Source organism: Tritonibacter scottomollicae (assembly GCF_032924845.1).
Taxonomy (GTDB): domain Bacteria; phylum Pseudomonadota; class Alphaproteobacteria; order Rhodobacterales; family Rhodobacteraceae; genus Epibacterium; species Epibacterium scottomollicae.
The window spans coordinates 2,230,970-2,252,904 of the sequence record NZ_CP136704.1 but is presented as its reverse complement, the minus strand read 5'-3'; the positions used below and the strand labels follow the sequence as shown (position 1 = coordinate 2,252,904).

The following is a 21,935-nucleotide window of genomic DNA, read 5'->3' as shown; positions in this document are numbered from 1 at the left end:
TTGTTGTCCGAGGCAGGTAGGCCGGCGGAACATTATGTCGACGCTACACGCTTGGCGAATGTCAGAAAACCTTCGCGCAAGATACAGCTCTACGTGGAGTTGCAGTTGTGGCGCAAGGCGGCGGAAATCTGCCGACTACTCAGGCGCTGTCATGGCCCGTGCAACATCGAGCATCCGAGCCGAAAATCCCCATTCATTGTCATACCAGCCAAAGACCCGCAGTTGCTGGCCCTCCACCATGCGGGTCTCAGGGGCCGCCAAAATCAGCGATTCCGGGCGCGCACGCAGATCGGAGGACACCAGTGGTTGATCGGTCCAGCCAAGAATGGGCGACTGCGAAGCCGCCGCTTTCAATGCCGCGAGGAGATCGCCTTCATCCCACGTGCTGCTGAGGCGCGCGACCAGGTCCACGGCAGAAACGCTCGCGGTCGGGACGCGGACGGCGGCGCCGGAAATCCGGCCTTTAAGGTGCGGCAGGACGACATCTATCAGGTGCATCGCCGATGTGGTGGTTGGCACCATCGACTGCGCCCCGCCACGTGACCGGGCAAAGTCACCGCGGGGGGTGTCCACCATCGGTTGCGAATTTGTGTAGCAATGAATGGTGGTCATGTGACCGGTCTCAATGCCTGCCACTTGATCCACCAGCTGCACCAGGCCCGCAACGGCGTTGGTTGTGCAGGAGGCATTGGACACGATTTTCGCGCCCGCCAGATCGGCCTGATTGACGCCATAGACGACGGTGACTTCAGCCGCAGGGGACGGGCCAGAGATCAGCACTTTGCTCGCACCGGCACTCAGGCCGCGTTCTGCCAGGTCGGTGGTGCGCGCGATTCCCGTGCAGTCCAGCAGGATATCGACCTCTGACAAATCGAGATTGGTGATATTTGCCTGTTGATGAAGCGGGATGCAGCGGTCGTCGACGCACAAGGTGCCGTCACCCAGCGAGACCGAGCCGGGGTAGGGGCCGAAGGTGCTGTCATACTGAAACAGATAGGCACACATCTCCGGATCGGCGATGTCGTTGATGCAGGCGATCTCGATCTCCGAACCGCGAGGGCTGCTCAGGATCTGACGCAAAATCGTGCGGCCAATGCGGCCGAATCCATTGATTGCTATCTTCATGGGCAAAGCTATGGCAGCGGTTCTCGGCTCCGGCAATCCACCCGCACAATAATGGACGGCCTTGATACAATCGCAGTCCAGCGCGAATTCATCACCATTTGCGACAGGATAGGTACGGATTCCGTCTTGCGCCAGCCCATTGGCGCTGGTAGCTTCCGCCGCAGTACATGGGAGAACCGATCCGGGCGAAAGCGCGTGAACTCGGTGCCGAAGGAGCAACCGCCCCGGAAACTCTCAGGCCAAACGGACCGTGTGCGCGAGACTACTCTGGAGAGAGCCCGGCCAGACCGGGACGCCGAAGGGATAACGATCTCAGGCGAACGGGACAGAGGGGGCATCAAAGCGTGCAGGCGGGGCCTGCGCATAACCTTGGATGCCGGATGCCAATCGACGCGTTGACATGTTGTGAATTGACCGCACCGGCCGCAGACGCGGAAGGCAGGCCGAAATGTCGGATCTGAAGACCACCCCCCTTACGGAATTGCACGAGAGCCTCGGGGCCAAAATGGTGCCCTTTGCAGGCTATGCTATGCCCGTGCAGTACCCGCTGGGGATCATGAAAGAGCATATCCACACGCGCGAAAAGGCCGGGCTGTTCGATGTCAGCCATATGGGTCAGGTGATCCTGCGCGGCGAGAGCTTTGAGGCCGTCGCAAAGGCCTTTGAAAAACTGGTGCCGATGGATGTGCTGGGCCTCTCTGAGGGGCGCCAACGCTACGGTCTGTTCACCAACGACGCGGGCGGCATTGAGGATGACCTGATGTTTGCCAATCGCGGCGACCATCTGTTCGTCGTCGTGAACGCGGCCTGCAAGGAGGCCGACATCGCCCGCATGACAGCCGCGCTGGAACCCGAAATCAAGGTCGAGCCGGTCACCGGCCGCGCGCTGGTGGCCCTGCAGGGGCCGGCCGCCGAGGCGGCGCTGGAGGCGCTGGTGCCCGGCGTTGCTGCCATGAAATTCATGGATGTGGCGACGTTAGAATATGCGGGGGCCGAGCTGTGGATCTCCCGCTCTGGCTATACCGGCGAGGACGGCTATGAGATCTCCGTGCCCAACGCCGTGGCCGAAAATCTTGCCAAATCGCTGCTGGAGCACCCGGATGTCGAGGCCATCGGCCTTGGTGCGCGGGATTCGCTGCGGCTTGAGGGTGGTCTTTGCCTTTATGGTCACGACATCGACACCGAAACACGCCCATTTGAGGCCACGCTTGGCTGGGCCATCCAGAAGGTGCGTCGCCCTGATGGCGCGCGCGCGGGCGGCTTTCCCGGTGCGGATGCGATCTTTGCCGATCTTGGCGGGAATGCCCCGCGCAAGCGTGTGGGCCTGAAGCCCGAAGGTCGCGCGCCCATGCGCGAAGGCGTGGTGCTTTATGCCACCTCCGAAGGCGGCGCGCCCATCGGCACCATCACCTCCGGCGGCTTTGGCCCCACCGTGGGCGGGCCGGTTGCCATGGGCTATGTCACGGCAGAACACGCCGCCATCGACACCCAGATCTTTGGCGAGCTGCGCGGTAAGCGCGTGCCCGTCACAGTTGCAAAGCTGCCCTTCGTGGCGGCAAACTTCAAACGCTGAACACCCGTCCCCGAAAGAACGGTCAACACAGGAAGAGTACCCATGAAATACACCGAAGAACACGAATGGCTGCAGGTCGAAGGCGAAATCGTGACGGTCGGCATCACCGCGCACGCCGCCGAGCAACTGGGCGATGTGGTCTTTGTCGAACTGCCCGAGGTGGGCAGCGAAGTGACCAAGGATGACGAGATCGTGGTGATCGAATCCGTCAAGGCTGCCTCTGACATCCTGGCGCCGCTGGACGGTGAAGTTGTCGAGGTCAACGAAGCCATCGTGGACGAGCCCAACAAGGTCAACGACGATCCGGAAGGCGAGGCGTGGTTCTTCAAGCTGAAGGTCTCTGACATGTCGCCGATGGACGATTACATGGATGCGGCCGGTTACAAGGACTTCATCGGCTGATGCACTTCTGGCCCGCTGCCCCATGGCGCGGGCCATTTCGTATGGACACTGGCACCAACGGGTTTGCCCGACCCATTGTGCTGTGCCTCTTGGACCTGAATCTGACTGACTTTAAGGAGGCAAGCGATGCCTTTCGAACCGACAGATTACCTTCCTTATGACTTTGCCAACCGTCGCCACATTGGCCCCTCGCCGGATGAAATGGCCGAGATGCTCAAGGTGATCGGCGCCGACAGCCTTGATGCGCTGATCGACGAGACCATGCCGAAATCCATCCGCCAGAAAGAGGCCCTGGACTTTGGTCGCCCGATGTCCGAACGCGAGCTGCTGTTCCACATGCGCGAGGTGGCGGGTAAGAACAAGGTGATGACCTCGCTGATCGGTCAGGGCTACCACGGCACCGTGACGCCGCCCGCGATCCAGCGTAACATTCTGGAAAACCCCGCTTGGTACACGGCCTATACGCCCTATCAGCCCGAGATCTCGCAGGGCCGTCTTGAGGCGCTTCTGAACTTCCAGACGATGATCTCCGACCTCACCGGTCTGGAAATCGCCAACGCATCGCTGCTGGACGAGGCCACTGCCTGCGCCGAGGCGATGACGATGGCAGAGCGGGTGTCGAAATCGAAGGCCAAGGCGTTCTTTGTAGACCGCGACTGCCATCCGCAGAACATTGCCGTGGTGAAAACCCGCGCCGAACCGCTGGGCATCGAGGTGATCGTCGGCAACCCGGACAAGATGGACCCCGAAGCGGTCTTTGGCGCGCTGTTCCAATATCCGGGCACCTATGGGCATGTGCGTGATTTCACCGATCACATCGCCAAGCTGCACGAACACAAGGGCATCGCCATCGTGTCCGCCGATCCCCTGTCCCTGACCCTGCTGAAGGAACCGGGCGCGATGGGGGCGGATATTGCCGTCGGCTCCACCCAGCGATTTGGCGTGCCTGTCGGGGCAGGTGGTCCGCATGCGGCCTATATGGCCACGAGGGATGCCTTCAAGCGCAACATGCCGGGACGCATTGTCGGCGTGTCGATCGATGCCCATGGCAACAAGGCGTATCGTCTGTCGCTGCAGACCCGCGAGCAGCACATCCGCCGCGAAAAGGCGACGTCCAACGTCTGCACCGCGCAGGCGCTGTTGGCGGTGATGGCGTCGATGTATGCGGTCTTTCACGGCCCCAAAGGGTTGCAGGCCATCGCGCAGCGCATCCACCGCAAGGCTGTGCGTCTGGCAAAGGGGCTGGAAGAGGCCGGTTTCAAGGTCGACCCGCAGGCGTTTTTCGACACCATCACCGTGGATGTTGGCCCGCTGCAGGCGGCGGTGATGAAATCCGCCGTGGACGAAGGGATCAACCTGCGCCGTGTTGGCGAGACCCGCGTCGGCATTTCTGTGGATGAAACAACGCGTCCCGAAACCATCGAGGCGGTCTGGCGTGCCTTTGGCATCGTGCGGGCGGATGATGACTTCTCGCCCGAATATCGGGTTCCAGCGGACATCCACCGCAAGTCGGACTACCTGAGTCACCCGATCTTCCACATGAACCGGGCCGAGACCGAGATGATGCGCTATATGCGCCGTCTCGCGGACCGCGACCTGGCGCTTGATCGGGCGATGATCCCGCTGGGCTCCTGCACCATGAAGCTGAACGCAGCTGCGGAAATGATGCCGCTGAGCTGGCCGGAGTTCTCAACCATCCATCCCTTTGCGCCCGCCGACCAGCAGGCCGGATATGGTGAAATGATCACGGATCTGTCGGCAAAGCTCTGCGACATCACTGGCTATGACGCGATTTCCATGCAGCCGAATTCCGGCGCGCAGGGGGAATACGCGGGTCTGTTGAGCATCGCGGCCTATCACAAGGCGCAGGGCGAGGGGCATCGCAACATTTGCCTCATTCCGATGAGCGCCCATGGCACCAACCCGGCCTCCGCGCAGATGGTCGGGTGGAAAGTGGTCGTCGTGAAATCGGCGGAGAACGGTGATATCGACTTGGAGGATTTCCGCGCCAAGGCCGAAAAGCACGCCGAGAACCTCGCGGGTTGCATGATCACCTATCCTTCGACGCACGGGGTGTTCGAGCAGACCGTGCATGAGGTCTGCAAGATCACGCATGACTTTGGCGGTCAGGTCTATATCGACGGCGCCAATATGAACGCCATGGTGGGCCTCAGCCGTCCGGGTGATCTGGGTGGTGATGTGAGCCACCTGAACCTGCACAAGACCTTTGCCATTCCCCATGGCGGCGGTGGCCCCGGCATGGGCCCGATCGGTGTGAAGTCGCATCTGATTGACCATCTTCCGGGGCATCCGGAAACTGGCGGCAGTGAAGGGCCCGTTTCGGCGGCACCTCTGGGGTCGGCCTCGATCCTGACCATCTCCTGGGCCTATTGCCTGATGATGGGCGGCGCAGGTCTGACGCAGGCGACCAAAGTGGCGATCCTGTCGGCGAACTACCTCGCCAAGCGCCTCGAAGGGGCCTATGATGTGCTCTATAAGGGGCCGACGGGTCGGGTCGCGCATGAGTGCATTCTGGACACCCGCCCCTTCGCTGACAGCGCGGATGTGACGGTTGATGATGTGGCCAAGCGCCTGATGGACAGCGGCTTTCACGCGCCTACCATGAGTTGGCCTGTCGCGGGCACGCTGATGGTGGAGCCGACGGAATCGGAGACCAAGGCAGAGCTGGACCGTTTTGTCGGCGCGATGCTATCGATCCGCTCCGAGATCAAGGCGATCGAGGACGGCGACATGGCGCGAGAAAACAACGCGCTGAAGAACGCACCGCACACGATGGAAGATCTGGTGAAGGACTGGGACCGTCCCTACACGCGCGAGGAGGGCTGTTTCCCGACGGGGGCGTTCCGGGTCGATAAATACTGGCCACCGGTGAATCGCGTCGACAATGTCTATGGTGACCGTCATCTGATCTGCACCTGCCCGCCGATGGAGGAGTACGCCGAGGCGGCGGAATAGATCACAGTTACATGGACGCGCCCCCGGTGCCCGGGGGCGCGACAGGTCTCAGCAGGGCCCTTCCCATGCGGGGAGGGCCCTGCGCGTTTGGCGCTGGCGTGATGGTTACTGCAGGGGTTCGGTTCGACCTTCCGCGGGTGTCGTCAGCGATATGCGAAGCGCTGTGCGCTGGCCCCCTTACTCAGGAGAGGTGGCGCCAACTAGAAATCCGACACGCGCAGCTGCACCACCGGCCAGAATCACGCTGCCATTGCCTTCAATAGCCGCGGCTGCGGTCGACCTCGTGCAACAGAGGCTCGCCCGCTGTCAGCCGGCGCAGGTTTTCGACGACATCACCGAGTGCATCGCCGAGGTGCCAGCCCGAAACATGTGGGGTGATGGTGACGTGAGGGTGCCTCCACAGCGGGTTGTCGCTTGGCAAGGGTTCGGTGCGCAGCACATCGAGCACCGCGTGGCCAGGGCGCCGCTGGTCGAGGGCGGATGCAAGGGCGGTTTCATCGATCAGGCTACCGCGCCCGGCGTTGATGACAGTGGCGCCTTCCTTCATCAGTGCGAGGCGCTCCGCACTTAGCAGGTCACGGGTTGCCTCGGTGGCGGGCAGGATGGCGCAAAGATAGTCGCAACTGGACAGGAGGCTGTTCAGCCCGTGGTCGCCGGTGAGGCAGGTGACGCCTTCGATGTCCTTCTGCGAGCGGCTCCAGCCCATGGTGTTGAACCCCATGTCGCGCATAAGCTCTGCCGTGAGGCCACCGATATGGCCGAGGCCGAGAACACCGACGGTGACCTCTTGCGGACGGTGCGGGGCTATTGGGTCCCAAGCAGCACGGCTCTGCGCCTTTTCATGATAATCCATGTTGCGAGTGCCGCGTAGAACATATGCGAGGCAATACTGCGCAATCTCGCGCGCTGGCTCCTGCGGCTTCAGTCGCGCCACGCGGACCTGTGGCGCGAGGGACGGGTGGTTCACGATGGTCTCCACCCCGGCCCCCAGCTTCTGCACCAGCTGCAGGTTTGGCAGCCGCGTCGGTAAATCGGATTTCAGCGATGACACGGCCAGCATGGTGATGTCCGACAAATCGCCTGGCGCGTCTGCTGTCCGGATGTCGGCTGTCGGGGACAGTTTGCGGAACTCCGCGGCCAGAGCCTCTTCACTGTACCAACCGCGGTGTCCGATTTCGATCAACAGTGCCATCTTTCACTCCAGTGTCTCTTCTTATGACGTGCCGTCACTGTGCTGGACAGGACGCAGATTGCCAAGCCATGCTGCGCAAGCAAATCGGGAGGTGCGCCATGGAAATGAATCTGGGACTACGGTCGGAGGTGCAGCTGCTTCTGGATCGGGTGATTGCGATGGTGCGCGACGATATCATGCCGGTTGAGGCCGAGTATCATTCTGAGATCGGCAAGGGGGACCGCTGGGCCTACACCCCGCGGCAGGCGGAAATTCTCGAAGGCTTGAAAGCCAAGGCGAAGGCGGCAGGGCTTTGGAACTTCTGGCTGACCAACTCGGATTGGGGGCTTGGCCTCAGCACGGTGGAGTATGCCTATTTCGCCGAGGCAATGGGCAAGACCCCCTTGGGGCCAGAGGTGTTCAACTGCGGTGCGCCGGATACCGGCAACATGGAGGTGTTTGAGCGCTACGGCACAGATGCGATGAAGGAGCGCTGGTTGAAGCCATTGCTTGCCGGTGAAATTCGCTCTGCCTACCTGATGACAGAGCCGGATGTGGCCAGTTCGGATGCGACCAATGTCGCCATGTCCTGTGTGCGGGATGGCGATGACTATGTGTTGAATGGTGAGAAATGGTGGATCTCGGGGGCCGGCGATCCGCGCTGCCGCGTCTACATCACCATGGTGCGGACCGGTGGGGACGACGCGCCGAAACATCAGCGTCATTCGATGATCGTGGTCCCGGCAGAGGCATCTGGCATCGAGGTCTTACGACCTATGCAGGTCTACGGGCATGATGATGCACCGCATGGTCACATGCACATGCGCTTTACCGACGTGCGGGTGCCGGCGGAGAACATGCTGCTGGGGGAAGGGCGCGGGTTCGAGATCGCGCAAGGGCGGCTGGGGCCGGGACGTATTCACCACTGCATGCGGGCGATCGGTCAGGCAGAGGCGGCGCTGGAGCTGATGTGCCGCCGGTCTCTGCAACGCGAGGCCTTTGGCAAGCCATTGGCACAGCTTGGAGCCAACTATGATATCATCGCCGAGTGCCGGATGGAGATCGAGATGGCGCGGCTGCTGTGCCTCAAGGCCGCCTGGTACATGGATCAGGGCGACGCCAAAGCTGCGGCGCCCTGGATCAGTCAGATCAAGGTGATTGCCCCTCGTGTGGCGCTCAAGGTCATAGATGAGGCGGTGCAAATGCACGGCGGCGAGGGGATCAGTCAGGACACGCCGTTGGCGCGCGCCTGGACCCATGTGCGCACGTTGCGCATGGCTGATGGTCCGGATGCGGTGCACCGGCGACAGGTCGCGCGGGCGGAACTCAAACAGTACACACAGGAAAAGATGTGACCCAGGCAGACGCGTTTTTTCACCAGCGCGCTGATGGCGTGTTTGTCGGCAATGATCCGGCGCGCGGCCCATGGTCGGTGGATCATTGCCACGCTGGACCCGTGGCGGGGTTGGTGGCCCGGGCGGCGGAGGTCGAGGTCGGCGCGGAGAAGCAACTCACCCGGCTGACCATGGATGTGCTGCGCCCGGTGCCGCTCGCCGGAATTCGTGTGGCGGCGGAAACCACCCGTCATACCCGGACCCTCGCAACCACGCGGGTGACAGTGCACGACCTGGATGACGCGCTGTTGGTTCAGGCGACAACAATGCATCTGGCAGAACGCGACATCGGCCCGGTCCCGACGCCGCAGATCGCCATCCCTCGTATCGAAGAGGCCGAGGCTGGTCCTTTTGCGATCGGGGCAGGGCGGCACGACCTGCCGAATTTCGCGCGCCTTCTGAAGACGAAATACCCGCCCGGCCATGGATTTGGTCCGGGGCCCAAGATGATCTGGTTGCGAACACCGGATTTGGTGGCGGGAGAGCCGACCTCCCCGGTGCAGGGCATCTGTGCGCTTGCGGATTGCGGCAACGGGATTTCCTGGAACCTGCCAGCGACCGAAATGGGCTTTATGAACACGGACCTGACCCTGCAGATCCACCGCGCGCCAGAACCGGGGTGGCACGCGGCTGACGCGATTTCGCATTGGCACGGGAACGGGATTGGCATGTCACAGGCCGTGCTGTTCGACGCCAAGGGGCCGGTGGGCACAGCCCTGCAGACATTGACCCTGTTCCCGGCCAGTTAGGGCCGCGTGCAGGCAGACAGGCAGTCTTGCAGGGAAGGGCCGGCTGGTCAGGCGTGATCGCTGGGGAAAACGGGATCTGGATAGCCCACCCGTGCCAGATAGAGCCCGTGCCCCGGACAGACCGGCCCACAGGCGGCGCGATCCTGTGCTGCCAGCGCGTCGCGCACGTCTTCGGGGGCCCATGCACCTGTACCGACACGTTCCAGCGTGCCCACAAAGCTACGCACCTGGTTGTGCAGGAAGCTTCGCGCGCGGACGTGAAAGTGGATCTCCGGGCCGGAAAGGCCCTGGACCTGCTCGACCCGCAATTCATCCAATGTCTTGACCGGGCTGGCCGCCTGGCAGATCGACGAGCGGAACGTCGTGAAGTCATGGTTGCCGAGCAGGTGGTTCGCACCCGCCTGCATCGCATCCACGTCCAGCCGGTGATTGATTTGCCAGACCTGACCGGCATCATGTGTCGCCGGGGCGCGCCGCATCAGGATCCGGAACAGATACTGTCGTTCGATGGCGCTGAACCGGGCATGCCAGTCGTCGTCCACACGGGCGGCATCGACGATGGCAACCGGCGCAGGCTTCAGGTGGTAGTTCAACGCTTCACTCAGCCGGAAGGGATCCCAGTCTTTCTGCAGGTCGCAGTGTGCCACCTGACCCAGACCATGCACGCCCGTATCGGTGCGACCGGCGGCGGCGATCGTGTGCGCTCCCGGTTCGAGCTTCGCGAGGGCAGCCTCGATCGCACCCTGCACCGAGGGCTGGTCCTTCTGCCTTTGCCAGCCGGCAAATGGCTTTCCATGATATTCGACTTTGAGAGCAATACGCGGCATGACGCGCGGCGTAGCGTGCTGGGGCGAAGCTGGCAAGCCCCTGCTCTGCGGGTGGGCAGGAAGCAGACTGGCAACCGGTCGTCAGGATGCCTATGTTCATAGGCGCAGGCCAAGGGCAGAGCGTTGAAACACAAGCAAAGACACGGGGCAGCAGGTGGTGCGAGGATCAGGAGTGACAGGGCTGGCTGCGGATGTGGCCGATGGGGTGTTGCGCGGCGCGGAAACGCTGGGCGGCGTGGTGTCCAGCCCGTTTGCGGAGCCGACACTGCGCTTAGGGGTTACCGGATTGGCGCGTGCGGGCAAGACGGTCTTCATCACCTCTCTGGTGGCCAACCTGATGAATCGGGGCCGCATGGCGCAATTGTCGGCAGAGCGCGACGGCCGTATCGAGGCGGCCTATCTGCAGCCGCAGCCCGACGACACGGTGCCAAGATTTGATTTTGAAAACCATCTTGGCGCGCTGACCGGGCCAGAACCCCATTGGCCCGACAGTACCCGCGCGGTGTCCGAATTGCGCCTCAGTTTACGGTTGCGTCCGTCCGGCCTGTTCGGGGGGCTGACCGGGCCGAAGGTGCTGCATTTGGACATCATTGATTACCCCGGTGAGTGGTTGCTGGATCTGTCCCTTCTCGACAAGGACTATGCTGGCTGGTCTGCCGATGTCCTGCGCCGGATCGCGACGCGCGACGAAGCAAAGGCGTTCCGGGCGGCTGTGCGGGCGGCTGATCCGGATGCGGCGCATGATGAGCCCCTCGCGCAGGGGCTTGCATCGGCCTTTGCCGACTATCTGCAAGCGGCACGTGCGGGGGGTTATTATGACTGCACCCCGGGGCGGTTCCTGTTGCCCGGCGATCTTGCGGGTTCTCCGGTGTTGACCTTTGCCCCCTTGCCCGAGGGGACCGCGCCGCGCGGCAGCCTCGCCCGCGAGATGGCGCGCCGGTTCGAGGCTTACAAGGCCCAGGTCGTGCGCCCGTTCTTTCGCGATCACTTTGCGCGGATCGATCGGCAGGTTGTGTTGGTGGACGCGCTCGGCGCGCTGCATTCCGGCCCACCTGCGATGGAAGATCTACGCCGCGCGATGACGGATATTCTGGGGAGTTTCCGCCCCGGCTCCAACGGTTTTCTGAGCCAGATCTTGCGCGGCAAGCGGGTGGAAAAGATCCTCTTTGCGGCCACCAAGGCGGATCACTTGCACCATCAGCAGCATCCGCAATTGACGGCAATCATTGAGGCATTGACCCAGGATGCCCGTGACCGGGCGCAATTCGCCGGGGCTGAAACTGCCGCGCTGTCGCTGGCGGCATTGCGTGCCACGACCGAAGAATTGCGCACACATGAGGGAGCGGAATTGCCCTGTGTGCGCGGGCTCTTGGCGGACACAGGCAAGCCCGCGGCGCTTTATCCGGGGCGTTTGCCCGAGGATCCGCGTCAATTGCTGACGCCTGCGCGACAGGGGGCAGAGTGCTGGCTTGATGGGAGCTACGCTTCTATGCGATTTGCGCCACAGCCGTTGGTGTTGAAGCCGGGCGACGGGCCACCTCACATCCGGTTGGACCGCGCGGCAGAATTTCTGTTCGGAGATCGTTTGTGACGCTGCGACTGCGCCCTGCAACACCTCTGGATGCAAGCCGGATCGGTGTCATCCTGCACCGGTTTGAACAGGACACGCCGTGGATGCCCAAGGAGCATTCGCTGGCAGAGACCATTTCCTTTTGCGACCGTATGATCGCCCGAGGCTGGGTGACGGTGGCAGAGACCGCGCATGCCGGAGAGATCGAGGGCTTTCTGGCGCGGGATGGGGCCGAGGTCTGTTCGCTTTATATCGCCCCCGCCTCCTGTGGACGTGGGATTGGTAAGGCGCTCCTTGATCGTGCAAAGCAGCAGGTCTCGCATTTGGCGCTCTGGACCTTTCAGGCCAACACGGAGGCCCAGCGTTTCTATCTGCGCGAAGGGTTTGCAGAGGTGCGTCGCAGCAACGGGCAGCGCAATACCGAGGGGCTGCCCGACATCGAATACCATTGGCAGGCCGACCAGATGGAGACCACGACATGAGCCGTAAACCCGTCGTTTTTGACCTGCAGCCCGACGATGAGCCAAAGCAGAGCGTCAGCGATGCGCCGCCGGTGCCCGATCTTGACGAACCAACAGCCCTGCAGGCAACGGTTGAGGCGATGGGAGAGGGGCGGCGCTCTGGCTGGGCGGGCTGGATCTGGGCCGGTGTCGCCGGTTTGATCACAACCATCGTCTCTGTTGCCGCTTGGGATTACGCCACCAGCCTTCTGGACCGCATCCCAGTGCTTGGTCTGATCGTTTCGGCGGCATTGATCGGGCTGGCGCTGGCGGCGCTGCTGTTTTGTCTGCGCGAACTGGCTGCGGTGGCGCGGGTGCGTCGCGTTGACGATCTGCGACAGGCGTGTGCCAAGGCGCGCACGGGCACTTTGAAAGAGGCCCAAACACAGGTCGCGGCGCTGCAGCGTTTCTATGCAGGCCGCGCGGATCTGGAATGGGCGCAGCGTAACCTCTCTGATCGTAAAGCGGAGCTCCTAGATGCGGATGCGCTGATTGACCTGGCAGAAGCCGAATTGATGCGCCCGCTTGATGCGCGCGCCGTGGTCGAGGTGGAGGCCGCAGCCCGGCAGGTGGCCGGGGTTACCGCCTTGGTGCCGCTGGCGCTTGCGGATGTGCTCACCGCGCTGGTGTCGAGCCTGCGCATGATCCGCCGTATCGCCGAGATCTACGGGGGGCGCTCCGGGTTCTTCAGCTCCTGGCGGTTGACGCGTGCGGTCCTGTCCCACCTAGTGGCAACCGGCGCTGTCGCGGTGGGGGACGACCTGTTGGAGCCTGTGCTCGGCGCGTCTGTTCTGTCCAAGCTGTCGCGCCGATTTGGCGAGGGGTTGGTGAACGGCGCGTTGACCGCGCGAGTGGGGCTCGCCGCGATAGAGGTGTGTCGGCCCATGGGGTTTGAGGGCGCGCCGAAACCACGCTTGGGCAAAGTACTGCAACGCGCGCTCCGGGGCTTCGTGAAGTGAAGATCCAGCAAGACGGCTACAGGCCTTCTGCCGACATTTCAGTGTCTCTGGATCAAATCAAACGCGGCGGCGCGTCTTTAGGTTGACGCATGGCGACGATGCCGGTTCGAAACCCCTCTCCGATACGATCTGCCAGATGACCCCATTGCAGAGCCTGTTCGGGAGTGAGCTCGCGGGCCAGAACATCGTGAAACAGGCCCAGCCAGAGCGGGAAATGCTCTGCTTTCACATCGGGGCGCGACAGGTGCTCGCGCATCGGAGATCCATTGTAGCCCTTTTCACGCAGGATGGCGTTGCGCCAGAAGGCGGCGATCTTGTCTTCATGGGCGGGCCAGTCCTCGACATGGGCCGCAAAGACCGGGGCAAGCTCTGAATGCTGACGGACGTGCGCGTAAAAGACACGCACCACGCGGGCGATCTGCTCCGCAGTGATCTCGAACCGCGCCAGAGGGTGGGCGGCACTCTCGCTCTGCATGATGGCCTCCGAATATTTAAGATCTGCCTTAACCCTAAGTCTGCGGAAGGGCGACGGGAAGGGGGAGAGGTGAATTGCCGCAATAGCCGAGGCTCAGGTGCCATAAGGCTCCGGATGCGATTTGCCGCATGCGCTGAAGCGCTTGATGTCTGTGAGGGGCGGTTTTGTCCGGGCTGACGCTTTACCCGCGCCCAGCAAGCGCCTATAAGCGCCCCTATGACCCCGACTGCAACACGACGCGTGGCCATCATTATTCGAATTACGACCCCGGCGCTCTGACAGACGAGACGCCGGGCAAAGGTGCTTGAGTGATCGCACCGAACCGAATATCCCCAATCCGACCCGTTGATGCAAAAGGACGCCACCGATATGTGCGCCGATAAGACCGAAGTCACGCCCGACTACAAAGACACGCTGAACCTCCCCAAGACCGATTTCCCCATGCGCGCAGGCCTGCCCAAGCGCGAGCCCGCATGGCTGGAACGTTGGGAGCAGATCGGCGTCTATGACCGCCTGCGCGCCAAGGAAGGCCGCCAGCCTTTCGTGCTGCATGACGGCCCGCCCTACGCCAACGGCCACCTGCACATCGGCCACGCGCTGAACAAGACCATCAAGGACATGATCGTCCGCTCGCATCAGATGATGGGTTTTGACAGCCGCTACGTGCCCGGTTGGGATTGCCACGGTCTGCCGATCGAATGGAAGATCGAAGAGCAGTACCGCAAGAAGGGCAAGAACAAGGACGCGGTGCCGGTCATCGAGTTCCGTCAGGAGTGCCGCAAGTTCGCCGAGGGCTGGATCGACATCCAGCGCGAAGAATTCAAGCGTCTTGGCATCACCGGCAACTGGCCAAACCCCTATATCACCATGGATTTCCACGCCGAGGCGGTGATCGCCGAGGAATTCATGAAGTTCCTGATGAACGGCACGCTCTATCAGGGCTCCAAGCCCGTGATGTGGTCGCCGGTCGAGAAAACCGCGCTGGCCGAGGCCGAGGTCGAGTATCACGACAAGGAAAGCTTCACCATCTGGGTGAAGTTCAAGGTGGCTGAGCCTGCGGATCACAAGCTTGCCGGCGCGCATGTGGTGATCTGGACGACCACGCCCTGGACCATGCCGTCGAACAAGGCCGTCGTTTACGGCGAGGACATCGCCTATGGCCTCTATGAGGTCACCGGCACGCCCGACGAGTGTTGGGTCAACGTGGGCGACAAGTATCTGCTTGCCGACAATCTGGCGGCGGATGTGTTCAAACGCGCGCGCTTGTCCGAGGATCAATATACCCGCGTGGCAGATGTGCCTGCCTCCGATCTGGCAGGCATCGGCCTGACCCACCCGTTCGCCGGGGCCGAAGGTGGCAATGGTGAATGGGATGATATCCGCGACTTCCGCGCCGCCGATTTCGTGACCGACACCGAAGGCACCGGCTTTGTGCATTGCGCGCCGAGCCACGGGATGGAGGAATTCGAACTCTACCGCGACCTCGGCATGCTGGAACAGGTCATCACCTACAACGTGATGGACGACGGCGGCTTCCGCGCCGATCTGCCGTTCTTTGGCGGCAAATACATCCTTAACCGCAAGGGCGGCGAGGGCGACGCCAACACCGCGATCATCAACAAGCTGGTTGAGGTCGGGGGCCTGATGGCGCGCGGCAAGATCAAGCACAGCTACCCGCATTCCTGGCGTTCCAAGGCGCCGATCATCTACCGCAACACGCCGCAATGGTTTGCCGGTGTGGACCGCAAGCTGGATGACGGCATGGGCGAGCATGGCGATACCATCCGCGAACGCGCCCTGCGTTCGATCGACGAGCTGGTGAAATGGACGCCGCAGACCGGTCGCAACCGCCTGCATTCGATGATCGAGAACCGTCCCGACTGGGTGCTGTCGCGCCAGCGCGCCTGGGGCGTGCCGCTCACCTGTTTCACCAAGAAGGGCGCGCTGCCGACCGATGCGGACTACCTGCTGCGCAACGATGAGGTGAACGCCCGCATCACCGCCGCCTTTGAGGAAAATGGCGCCGATGTCTGGTACGAGGAGGGCTTCAAGGCGAAGGTTCTCGACGGCATCGTTGCTCCGGACGATTACGAGCAGGTGTTCGACGTGCTTGATGTGTGGTTCGATTCCGGCTCCACCCATGCCTTTGTGCTGCGTGACCGCGAGGATGGCACCGAGGACGGTATCGCCGATGTCTACATGGAAGGCACCGACCAGCACCGTGGCTGGTTCCATTCCTCGCTGCTGCAGGCCTCCGCCACCAAGGGTCGCGCGCCGTATCGCAACGTGGTCACCCATGGCTTTACGCTGGACGAGAAGGGCATGAAGATGTCCAAATCGCTCGGCAATACCATCGTTCCAGAAGCGGTGATCAAGCAGTACGGTGCCGATATCCTGCGGCTCTGGGTGGCGCAGACCGACTATACCGCCGACCAGCGGATCGGGCCGGAGATCCTGAAGGGCACCGCCGACAGCTATCGTCGTCTGCGCAATACCATGCGTTTCATGTTGGGCAGCCTTGGCGATTTCAGCGAGGATCAGCGGGTCGAACCCTCCGAGATGCCGGAGCTGGAGCAATGGGTGCTGCACCGTCTGGCAGAGCTCGATCACACGGTGAAAGCGGGCTACAAGGCGTTTGATTTCAACGGTGTCTGGCAGGCGATCTTCAACTTTGCCACCGTGGATCTGTCAGCCTTCTACTTCGATATCCGCAAGGACACGCTCTATTGTGATGGGGACACGCTGAACGCCCGCGCAGCGCGCACCGTGCTCGACATCCTGTTCCACCGTTTGACCACATGGCTGGCGCCGATCCTGGTGTTCACCATGGAAGAGGTCTGGCTGGAGCGGTTCCCGGGCGACGACAGCTCGGTGCATCTCATCGACATGCCGGACACGCCGCGCGACTGGATCAACGAACCGCTGGCGGCCAAATGGGCCAAGGTGCGTCAGGCCCGTCGTGTTGTGACCGCCGCACTGGAGGTGCAGCGCACCGACAAGGTTATCGGCGCCTCGCTGGAGGCGGCACCCGTGGTGCATGTGCGCGAGGCCGAAGTGCTGGCGGCGCTGGAGACGGTGAACTTCGCGGATGTCTGTATCACTTCTGACGTGCAGCTCACTGGCGATCCGAGCCCTGCCGAAGCCTATCGCCTGCCGGAAATCGAAGGCGTTTCGGTCGTGTTTGAAAAAGCCGAGGGCGAAAAATGTCAGCGGTGCTGGAAGATCCTGCCGGATGTCGGGGGCCATAGCCATCCGGGTACGTGTGCACGGTGCAGCAGCGCACTGGACAGCTGACCTGTCGGGTTTCCGACAAGTCGCTCAAAATCAAGACGCCCGGAGACATTCCCCGGGCGTCTTTTTTCATCCAGTGTCGTCAATCAGCTGAGATCAGGAGGCAATCCGGGACAGCACGTCCTGCGTATTGGTGTACATTTCCTGAGCGAAGCTTCCTGAGGACATGCCACGGAACATGGTATCCTGTGTCAGCGCCTCTGCTTGTTCCATCTGGATGTTCAGCAGGTTTTCAAGAGGGGGCAGGCTGATGGGTTCGGCAGTTTCAACCGGCTGAGCGGGCACAACTTCGGCCCGGCTGGTGCTTTCAGTGACCTGTTCGTCCGGACCTTTGTCATACAGGGCCAGATTGTCGCTGCTCATCAACGTGTCGAGATCCCGATCACGCGGCGCGGCGTCATCACTCAGGAAATTGGCAAGCCGACTGTTGGCAAACTCGGACCCGGTCGCGCCACCAGTCCCGGATGGGCTCGCAACCGTGTCGGTGACAGTAAATACTGAGACGGCGGGGACATTCGCGGGAATGTCTGAATAGGGGCGTAACGCTGGTAACATTCACTCTTCCTTTCCACGTAAGTGTCGGGCCGCACGCCGACCCATAGGAAATTACATCTTCAATATAACGCAATGAGAGGCGTTTGACGCGTGAACACTTTGGTAATGGTTAACGCCCTGGGCGTCGCTCGTTGGACAGTCGACTTCACGGGCGCGGCGATTATCAAAGTCGCGTCCTGTGCGGCGTTGATGCACTGTCGGGAATGTTTCGCCGTGAGTGCTTCGGCCAAGCCTGATAGGGGGGGCCGTTCCGAACTCAACGACGCCCCCACTGTGGGCGTCGTTGATGCTTGGCCGGTTGTTGCTTACAGCCTGACACCGTGACCTGCGCAGGCGTGCCGGCGCCGTCAGATAATGGTTTTGGCACCTGCGTAGCGGCGGCTTGCCTCGCGTTCCGACGTCTGCTGCAGCTTGTGGCGCGCGAGCAGGGCGTATTCGACGTTGTCCCCACCCTGCCGACGCCCTGCGGTCGAGGGCAGCACAACCGGGGTATCCTTCTTGGTGGCTTCGCGCGGGAAAACCGCACCAGCTGCAGATTTCTGCAATTGTGCCATGGCCTTTGCCAGTTGCTGCGTCGTGGCCGGGGTCACGGCAGCCTTGTATCGCGCTGCGACTTCGGGCAGCTCCGAGCGCCCGGACGGGTCTGCCTCTTGATAGGGCATCAGAGTCTCCTGAACCTTGGGATCGAGAAAAGGAACAAATTCAATTTGATTTTCAGCAATTGTGCTTAAGAATCTGTGTATGCGGATCGACCGCTTGCTGCCTAAATCGAAAATTTGCAGTAAAAAGTATGAGGTCGGCGCCAGAAAACACTCGCCTCTTGGCGCCGTTTTCGCAGGTGGAGAGCGGCGTTAGCTGCGTTCGGGAACGATCTGTTGTGCGATCCCGACAAGCAACAGATAGACCGAAGTCGCAAACAAGGCGATGGTCACGACCGGGCCAGGAGCAAAGTCGACCCATGCGGTCCACCCGGCAAGGGCGGTCCAGATCAGCGCAATGGGAAGCGACACAAGCCGCCAGCGTTCGGTGCGAACCGGATGGATGAACTTCAATGGCAGGAACTGCGTTGCAGACAGCAGAGTAACGAGGCCAAGGCTGACCCAGTGATTGGGCTCGAGTGCAAAAATGACCAAGATCAACATGTTCCAGCAGCCGGGAAACCCGGAGAAAGAGTTGTCCTTGGTCTTCATCCGCGTGTCGGCAAAGTACATTGCGCTGCTGAAGGTGATGACGATGACCGCGGCCCAGCCGGTCCAGCCGGACATCAGGCCGGACTTGAACAACGCAAAGGCAGGTATGAACACGTAGGTCAGATAGTCGATGATCAGGTCCAGCATAACGCCGTCAAACTGCGGCGCATTGCGTTTTACGTTGTAGTGACGGGCAAGCGGACCATCGACTCCGTCGACGGCAAACGCCACGACCAGCCACAGATACATCAGATCCCACCGTGCATCTACGGCGGCGAGCATGGCGAGCATGGCAAAAACGGCGCCAGTCGCGGTCAATAAATGTACGGTCAATGCACGGAGTTCAGACGTCATTTAAGTGTGATGACGAATTTCGCCACAGCCCGCAACCCAGAAGCGTGGATGACGGGCGGTGTTTCGTGAATTTTGTACGGCTTCGACCTGACAAATAATGATCAAGCCTAAGGTATCGCGAGGCCAGCACGAATGACATCAAACGGGGTGTGGCCATTGCCGCTTGCACAAATCGCGCAAATCAAAACGCAACACTACGAGACGTCACGTAGGCACAGCCTCTCGGCCGTGTGCGGATGGTCAGGCTTTGGGGTGCGCGCGGGTGTAGACGTCCATCAGATGCGCCGTATCCACCGCCGTATAGGCTTGGGTGGTGGACAGCGAGGCGTGACCCAGCAACTCCTGTATGGCGCGCAGGTCTCCGCCCGCCTCCAGCAGATGGGTGGCGAAACTGTGGCGCATGGCATGCGGGGTCGCGGAGGCGGGTAGACCAAGCTGGCGCCGCGCATCGGCCACCACGCCCTGGATCATCCGTGCATGCAGGGCACCGCCGCGCACGCCGCGAAACAGCGGTTGGTCGCGCTCCTGCGGATGCGGGCAGAGCTGCAGGTAGCGATCTACGGCCTGGCGGGCGGCGGGCAGAACCGGCACCACGCGCTCCTTGCCACCCTTGCCGGTGATCCGAAGCGTTGCGGGCAGGGGGGCGTCATTGCCCATCAGGCCGAGCGCTTCGGAAATTCGCAAACCACAGCCATAGAGCAGCGTAACCACAGCCACATCGCGGGCGGCGACCCAATCCTTGAGCGATTGCAGCTCTACCGTGTCGATCATGGCGCGGGCTGCATCCTTGTCGAGCGGGCGGGGCAGCTTCTTCTGGAACTTTGGCGCTCGGGTCGAGAGCACCGCGGTCGGCTCAAACCCTTCGCGCTTGGCCAGCCAACCGTAGAATTTCTTCACAGCGGAGAGTTTGCGCGCCAGTGACCGCGCGCCGGTGCCTGATGCGCGCGCCGAGGCCATCCATGCGCGCATGTCGGCGGTGGTGATGCGACTGAGCGCCCCCAGCCCCTGCGGGCCGCCGAAATGTAGGCTCATGAAGGCAAGAAACTCGCTCACATCGCCGCGATAGGCGGTCAGGGTATTTGACGCGGCGCCCTCCAGTGCACCAAGGCCGTCGAGCCAGGTTTGCAGCGCATCTCGCGCTGCCGGAGAAATGAGGGTGGGGTCGCCGATGCTCAAGACAGCCAGCGGCGCATGCAGCGCTCGAATACCCCGCCAAAGAAAGTCAGGAGGTCGGTGCCGTGTTGCGGGGTGAATTGATGCGGATCCTCGGCGCCAAAGACCAGCAGGCCCGGCAGGCGCCCGGCGCCAAGATCAAGCCGCAAGCAGGCCTCTGAGCGCAGATCGGCACCACGATCCCCATAGATGCGTGACGGACCAGCCTGGATCTGGCGCAGAATCACCGGACGGTCGCCACCATAAGAGCGCCCCTGCGCCACATAGGAATCGACAAAACCGGCCTCGGTGAATTTCAGCACATCACCGACGCGTTCCACCGCGGCGCCAGCCTCTTCCTGCGTGGTTTCCAGAATCAGCGCCAGCGCGTCCACCCGCAGGATGTCACGCAGATCCCCGCGCAGGATCTCCATGAAGACGGCAAAGCTCTCAGGATCCAGAAGGCGCAGCACAGCGCGGTGGATCTGGTTGGTACCGGCGAGGTTTTCATAGGCGGCCGCAATCACCGAGCGATGGGTGTCTTCCAGACGGTCGAGCCGGGTTTCCAGCCGCTCCATCGCGATGCCGCGCAGGTCAACGATATTGGTGCCCATGGCGCGTTCGTTGGCGGCCACCAGCGCACGCATTACGTTGGGGTCGTCCAGCACCATGTCGGGCTTTTCAATGATTTTCTTGCGCAGGCTGTCGTCCAGCTCGGCGGTTGTGCTGCTCATCGTCTCGTTCGAACCTCTGATCGGGTTTTGTTTACTATAACATGAGCCATGCGTGTGCGCGCGGGAAAAATCGCCAATTCGCGCCCGGCGGGGGGCAAAATACGCCTCTCGGCAGCAACATGCTGATGCGCAAATAAAAATGGCGCCCCCGTTGAGGGGCGCCATGGCTGGGTCTCGCAATTGATTGGGGCGCGATCAGAGGATCTTGATGCCGGCTGCCTTGATATCCGCGAGGAAGGCCGACAGGCCCTTGTCGGTCAGCGGGTGGTTGACCAGCGACTTGATCACGGCCGGCGGCGCGGTGATCACGTCCGCGCCCACCAGGGCACAGTCGGAGATATGGTTCACGCTGCGGATGGAGGCGGCGAGGATCTCGGTGGTGAAACCGTAGTTGTCATAGATGGTGCGGATATCCTCGATCAGGTCCATGCCGTCGAGGTGGATATCGTCCAGGCGACCGATGAAGGGCGAGATGAACGAGGCACCTGCCTTGGCGGCCAGCAGCGCCTGATTGGCAGAGAAGCACAGGGTCACATTGACCTTGTGACCGTCGTCGGTCAGGGTTTTGCAGGCCTTCAGCCCGTCCCAGGTCAGCGGCACCTTCACGGTGATGTTCTCGGCGATTTCCAGCAGCTTGCGGCCCTCGGCGATCATGGTTTCGGCATCGGTCGCGGTGACTTCGGCGGAAACCGGGCCGTCGACCAGATCGCAGATCTCCTTGGTGACTTCGATGATGTCACGGCCGGATTTCTTGATCAGGGAGGGGTTTGTGGTGACGCCGTCGACCATGCCAAGATCGTTCAGCTCGGCAATGGCGTCGATTTCGGCGGTGTCTACGAAGAATTTCATGGGCTTTGGTCCTCTGGATGGCTTGGCCTCGGTGCGCCTTGGCTTTACCTGATAGGAGGTCTTGCGAAAAGTCCGAAAGACACAAGGGT

The 21,935-nt window shown here is 62.0% G+C and carries 19 protein-coding genes and 1 riboswitch; of the genes, 9 read left to right on the top strand and 10 right to left on the bottom strand.

Annotated elements, in window-relative coordinates:
• Positions 1–135 precede the first annotated feature (135 nt).
• Positions 136–1,125 (bottom strand): type I glyceraldehyde-3-phosphate dehydrogenase, encoded by a 990-nt coding sequence (locus R1T40_RS11415; protein ID WP_317384182.1) that lies wholly within the window; start codon positions 1,123–1,125, stop codon positions 136–138.
• 158 nt (positions 1,126–1,283) lie between these two features.
• Positions 1,284–1,386, top strand: a riboswitch (glycine riboswitch).
• Between the two features lie 187 nt (positions 1,387–1,573).
• Here R1T40_RS11415 and gcvT point away from each other — a divergent pair.
• The 3 genes from gcvT to gcvP all read left to right on the top strand — a co-directional run bounded on the left by gcvT (position 1,574) and on the right by gcvP (position 6,076).
• Entirely contained in the window at positions 1,574–2,698 is a 1,125-nt protein-coding gene (gene gcvT / locus R1T40_RS11410; RefSeq protein WP_317384181.1) for a glycine cleavage system aminomethyltransferase GcvT, read from the top strand.
• A gap of 42 nt (positions 2,699–2,740) precedes the next feature.
• Complete coding sequence (gcvH, locus tag R1T40_RS11405) at positions 2,741–3,100, top strand: glycine cleavage system protein GcvH (protein WP_106162027.1); 360 nt, start codon at positions 2,741–2,743, stop codon at positions 3,098–3,100.
• Between the two features lie 126 nt (positions 3,101–3,226).
• Complete coding sequence (gcvP, locus tag R1T40_RS11400; RefSeq protein ID WP_317384180.1) at positions 3,227–6,076, top strand: aminomethyl-transferring glycine dehydrogenase; 2,850 nt, start codon at positions 3,227–3,229, stop codon at positions 6,074–6,076.
• Between the two features lie 256 nt (positions 6,077–6,332).
• On the opposite strand, the gene R1T40_RS11395 is transcribed toward gcvP, so the two are convergent.
• Entirely contained in the window at positions 6,333–7,268 is a 936-nt protein-coding gene (locus tag R1T40_RS11395; RefSeq protein ID WP_317384179.1) for a 2-hydroxyacid dehydrogenase, read from the bottom strand.
• Between the two features lie 98 nt (positions 7,269–7,366).
• Here R1T40_RS11395 and R1T40_RS11390 point away from each other — a divergent pair, with 98 nt between their 5' ends.
• Both R1T40_RS11390 and R1T40_RS11385 read left to right on the top strand, forming a co-directional pair.
• Positions 7,367–8,602, top strand: a complete 1,236-nt coding sequence (locus tag R1T40_RS11390; protein WP_317384178.1) for an acyl-CoA dehydrogenase family protein — start codon at positions 7,367–7,369, stop codon at positions 8,600–8,602.
• Entirely contained in the window at positions 8,599–9,390 is a 792-nt protein-coding gene (locus tag R1T40_RS11385; RefSeq protein ID WP_317384177.1) for a thioesterase family protein, read from the top strand. Before R1T40_RS11390 ends, R1T40_RS11385 begins: the two co-directional genes overlap by 4 nt.
• Before the next feature lie 47 nt (positions 9,391–9,437).
• Here R1T40_RS11385 and truA read toward each other — a convergent pair whose 3' ends face one another.
• Positions 9,438–10,217, bottom strand: a complete 780-nt coding sequence (gene truA / locus R1T40_RS11380) for a tRNA pseudouridine(38-40) synthase TruA (protein WP_317384176.1) — start codon at positions 10,215–10,217, stop codon at positions 9,438–9,440.
• Between the two features lie 172 nt (positions 10,218–10,389).
• Between truA and R1T40_RS11375 the strand changes: the two genes are divergently transcribed.
• Genes R1T40_RS11375 through R1T40_RS11365 form a run of 3 tightly spaced genes read left to right on the top strand, consistent with a single transcriptional unit; the run spans position 10,390 to position 13,246 of the window.
• Entirely contained in the window at positions 10,390–11,808 is a 1,419-nt protein-coding gene (locus R1T40_RS11375; RefSeq protein WP_317384175.1) for a YcjX family GTP-binding protein, read from the top strand.
• The gene (locus R1T40_RS11370) at positions 11,805–12,269 is read left to right on the top strand and encodes a GNAT family N-acetyltransferase (protein WP_317384174.1); all 465 of its coding nucleotides are present in this window, start codon (positions 11,805–11,807) and stop codon (positions 12,267–12,269) included. Before R1T40_RS11375 ends, R1T40_RS11370 begins: the two co-directional genes overlap by 4 nt.
• A complete protein-coding gene (locus R1T40_RS11365; RefSeq protein ID WP_317384173.1) occupies positions 12,266–13,246 on the top strand; it encodes a YcjF family protein in 981 nt (326 codons plus the stop codon). The genes R1T40_RS11370 and R1T40_RS11365 overlap by 4 nt, the downstream gene beginning before the upstream one ends.
• Before the next feature lie 52 nt (positions 13,247–13,298).
• On the opposite strand, the gene R1T40_RS11360 is transcribed toward R1T40_RS11365, so the two are convergent.
• Entirely contained in the window at positions 13,299–13,721 is a 423-nt protein-coding gene (locus R1T40_RS11360; RefSeq protein WP_106162035.1) for a group III truncated hemoglobin, read from the bottom strand.
• A gap of 369 nt (positions 13,722–14,090) precedes the next feature.
• Between R1T40_RS11360 and ileS the strand changes: the two genes are divergently transcribed.
• Positions 14,091–17,015, top strand: coding sequence for an isoleucine--tRNA ligase (ileS, locus tag R1T40_RS11355; RefSeq protein WP_317384172.1), 2,925 nt, complete (start codon positions 14,091–14,093; stop codon positions 17,013–17,015).
• Positions 17,016–17,108: 93 nt separating this feature from the next.
• Here ileS and R1T40_RS11350 read toward each other — a convergent pair whose 3' ends face one another.
• The 6 genes from R1T40_RS11350 to fsa form a co-directional block, all read right to left on the bottom strand.
• A complete protein-coding gene (locus R1T40_RS11350) occupies positions 17,109–17,567 on the bottom strand; it encodes a hypothetical protein (RefSeq protein WP_317384171.1) in 459 nt (152 codons plus the stop codon).
• 347 nt (positions 17,568–17,914) lie between these two features.
• On the bottom strand, positions 17,915–18,229 hold the full coding sequence (locus tag R1T40_RS11345; RefSeq protein ID WP_106162037.1) for a hypothetical protein: 315 nt from the start codon (positions 18,227–18,229) through the stop codon (positions 17,915–17,917).
• A gap of 189 nt (positions 18,230–18,418) precedes the next feature.
• Positions 18,419–19,111: a CDP-alcohol phosphatidyltransferase family protein gene (locus tag R1T40_RS11340; RefSeq protein ID WP_106162038.1), complete on the bottom strand. Its 693-nt coding sequence runs from the start codon at positions 19,109–19,111 to the stop codon at positions 18,419–18,421.
• 240 nt (positions 19,112–19,351) lie between these two features.
• Positions 19,352–20,287: a tyrosine recombinase XerC gene (locus R1T40_RS11335; RefSeq protein WP_317384170.1), complete on the bottom strand. Its 936-nt coding sequence runs from the start codon at positions 20,285–20,287 to the stop codon at positions 19,352–19,354.
• Positions 20,284–20,997 carry a DUF484 family protein gene (locus R1T40_RS11330; protein ID WP_106162040.1) on the bottom strand — a complete coding sequence of 238 codons (714 nt, stop codon included), beginning with the start codon at positions 20,995–20,997 and terminating at the stop codon, positions 20,284–20,286. The genes R1T40_RS11335 and R1T40_RS11330 overlap by 4 nt, the downstream gene beginning before the upstream one ends.
• A gap of 195 nt (positions 20,998–21,192) precedes the next feature.
• Positions 21,193–21,846: a fructose-6-phosphate aldolase gene (gene fsa, locus R1T40_RS11325; RefSeq protein ID WP_317384169.1), complete on the bottom strand. Its 654-nt coding sequence runs from the start codon at positions 21,844–21,846 to the stop codon at positions 21,193–21,195.
• Positions 21,847–21,935: the final 89 nt, after the last annotated feature.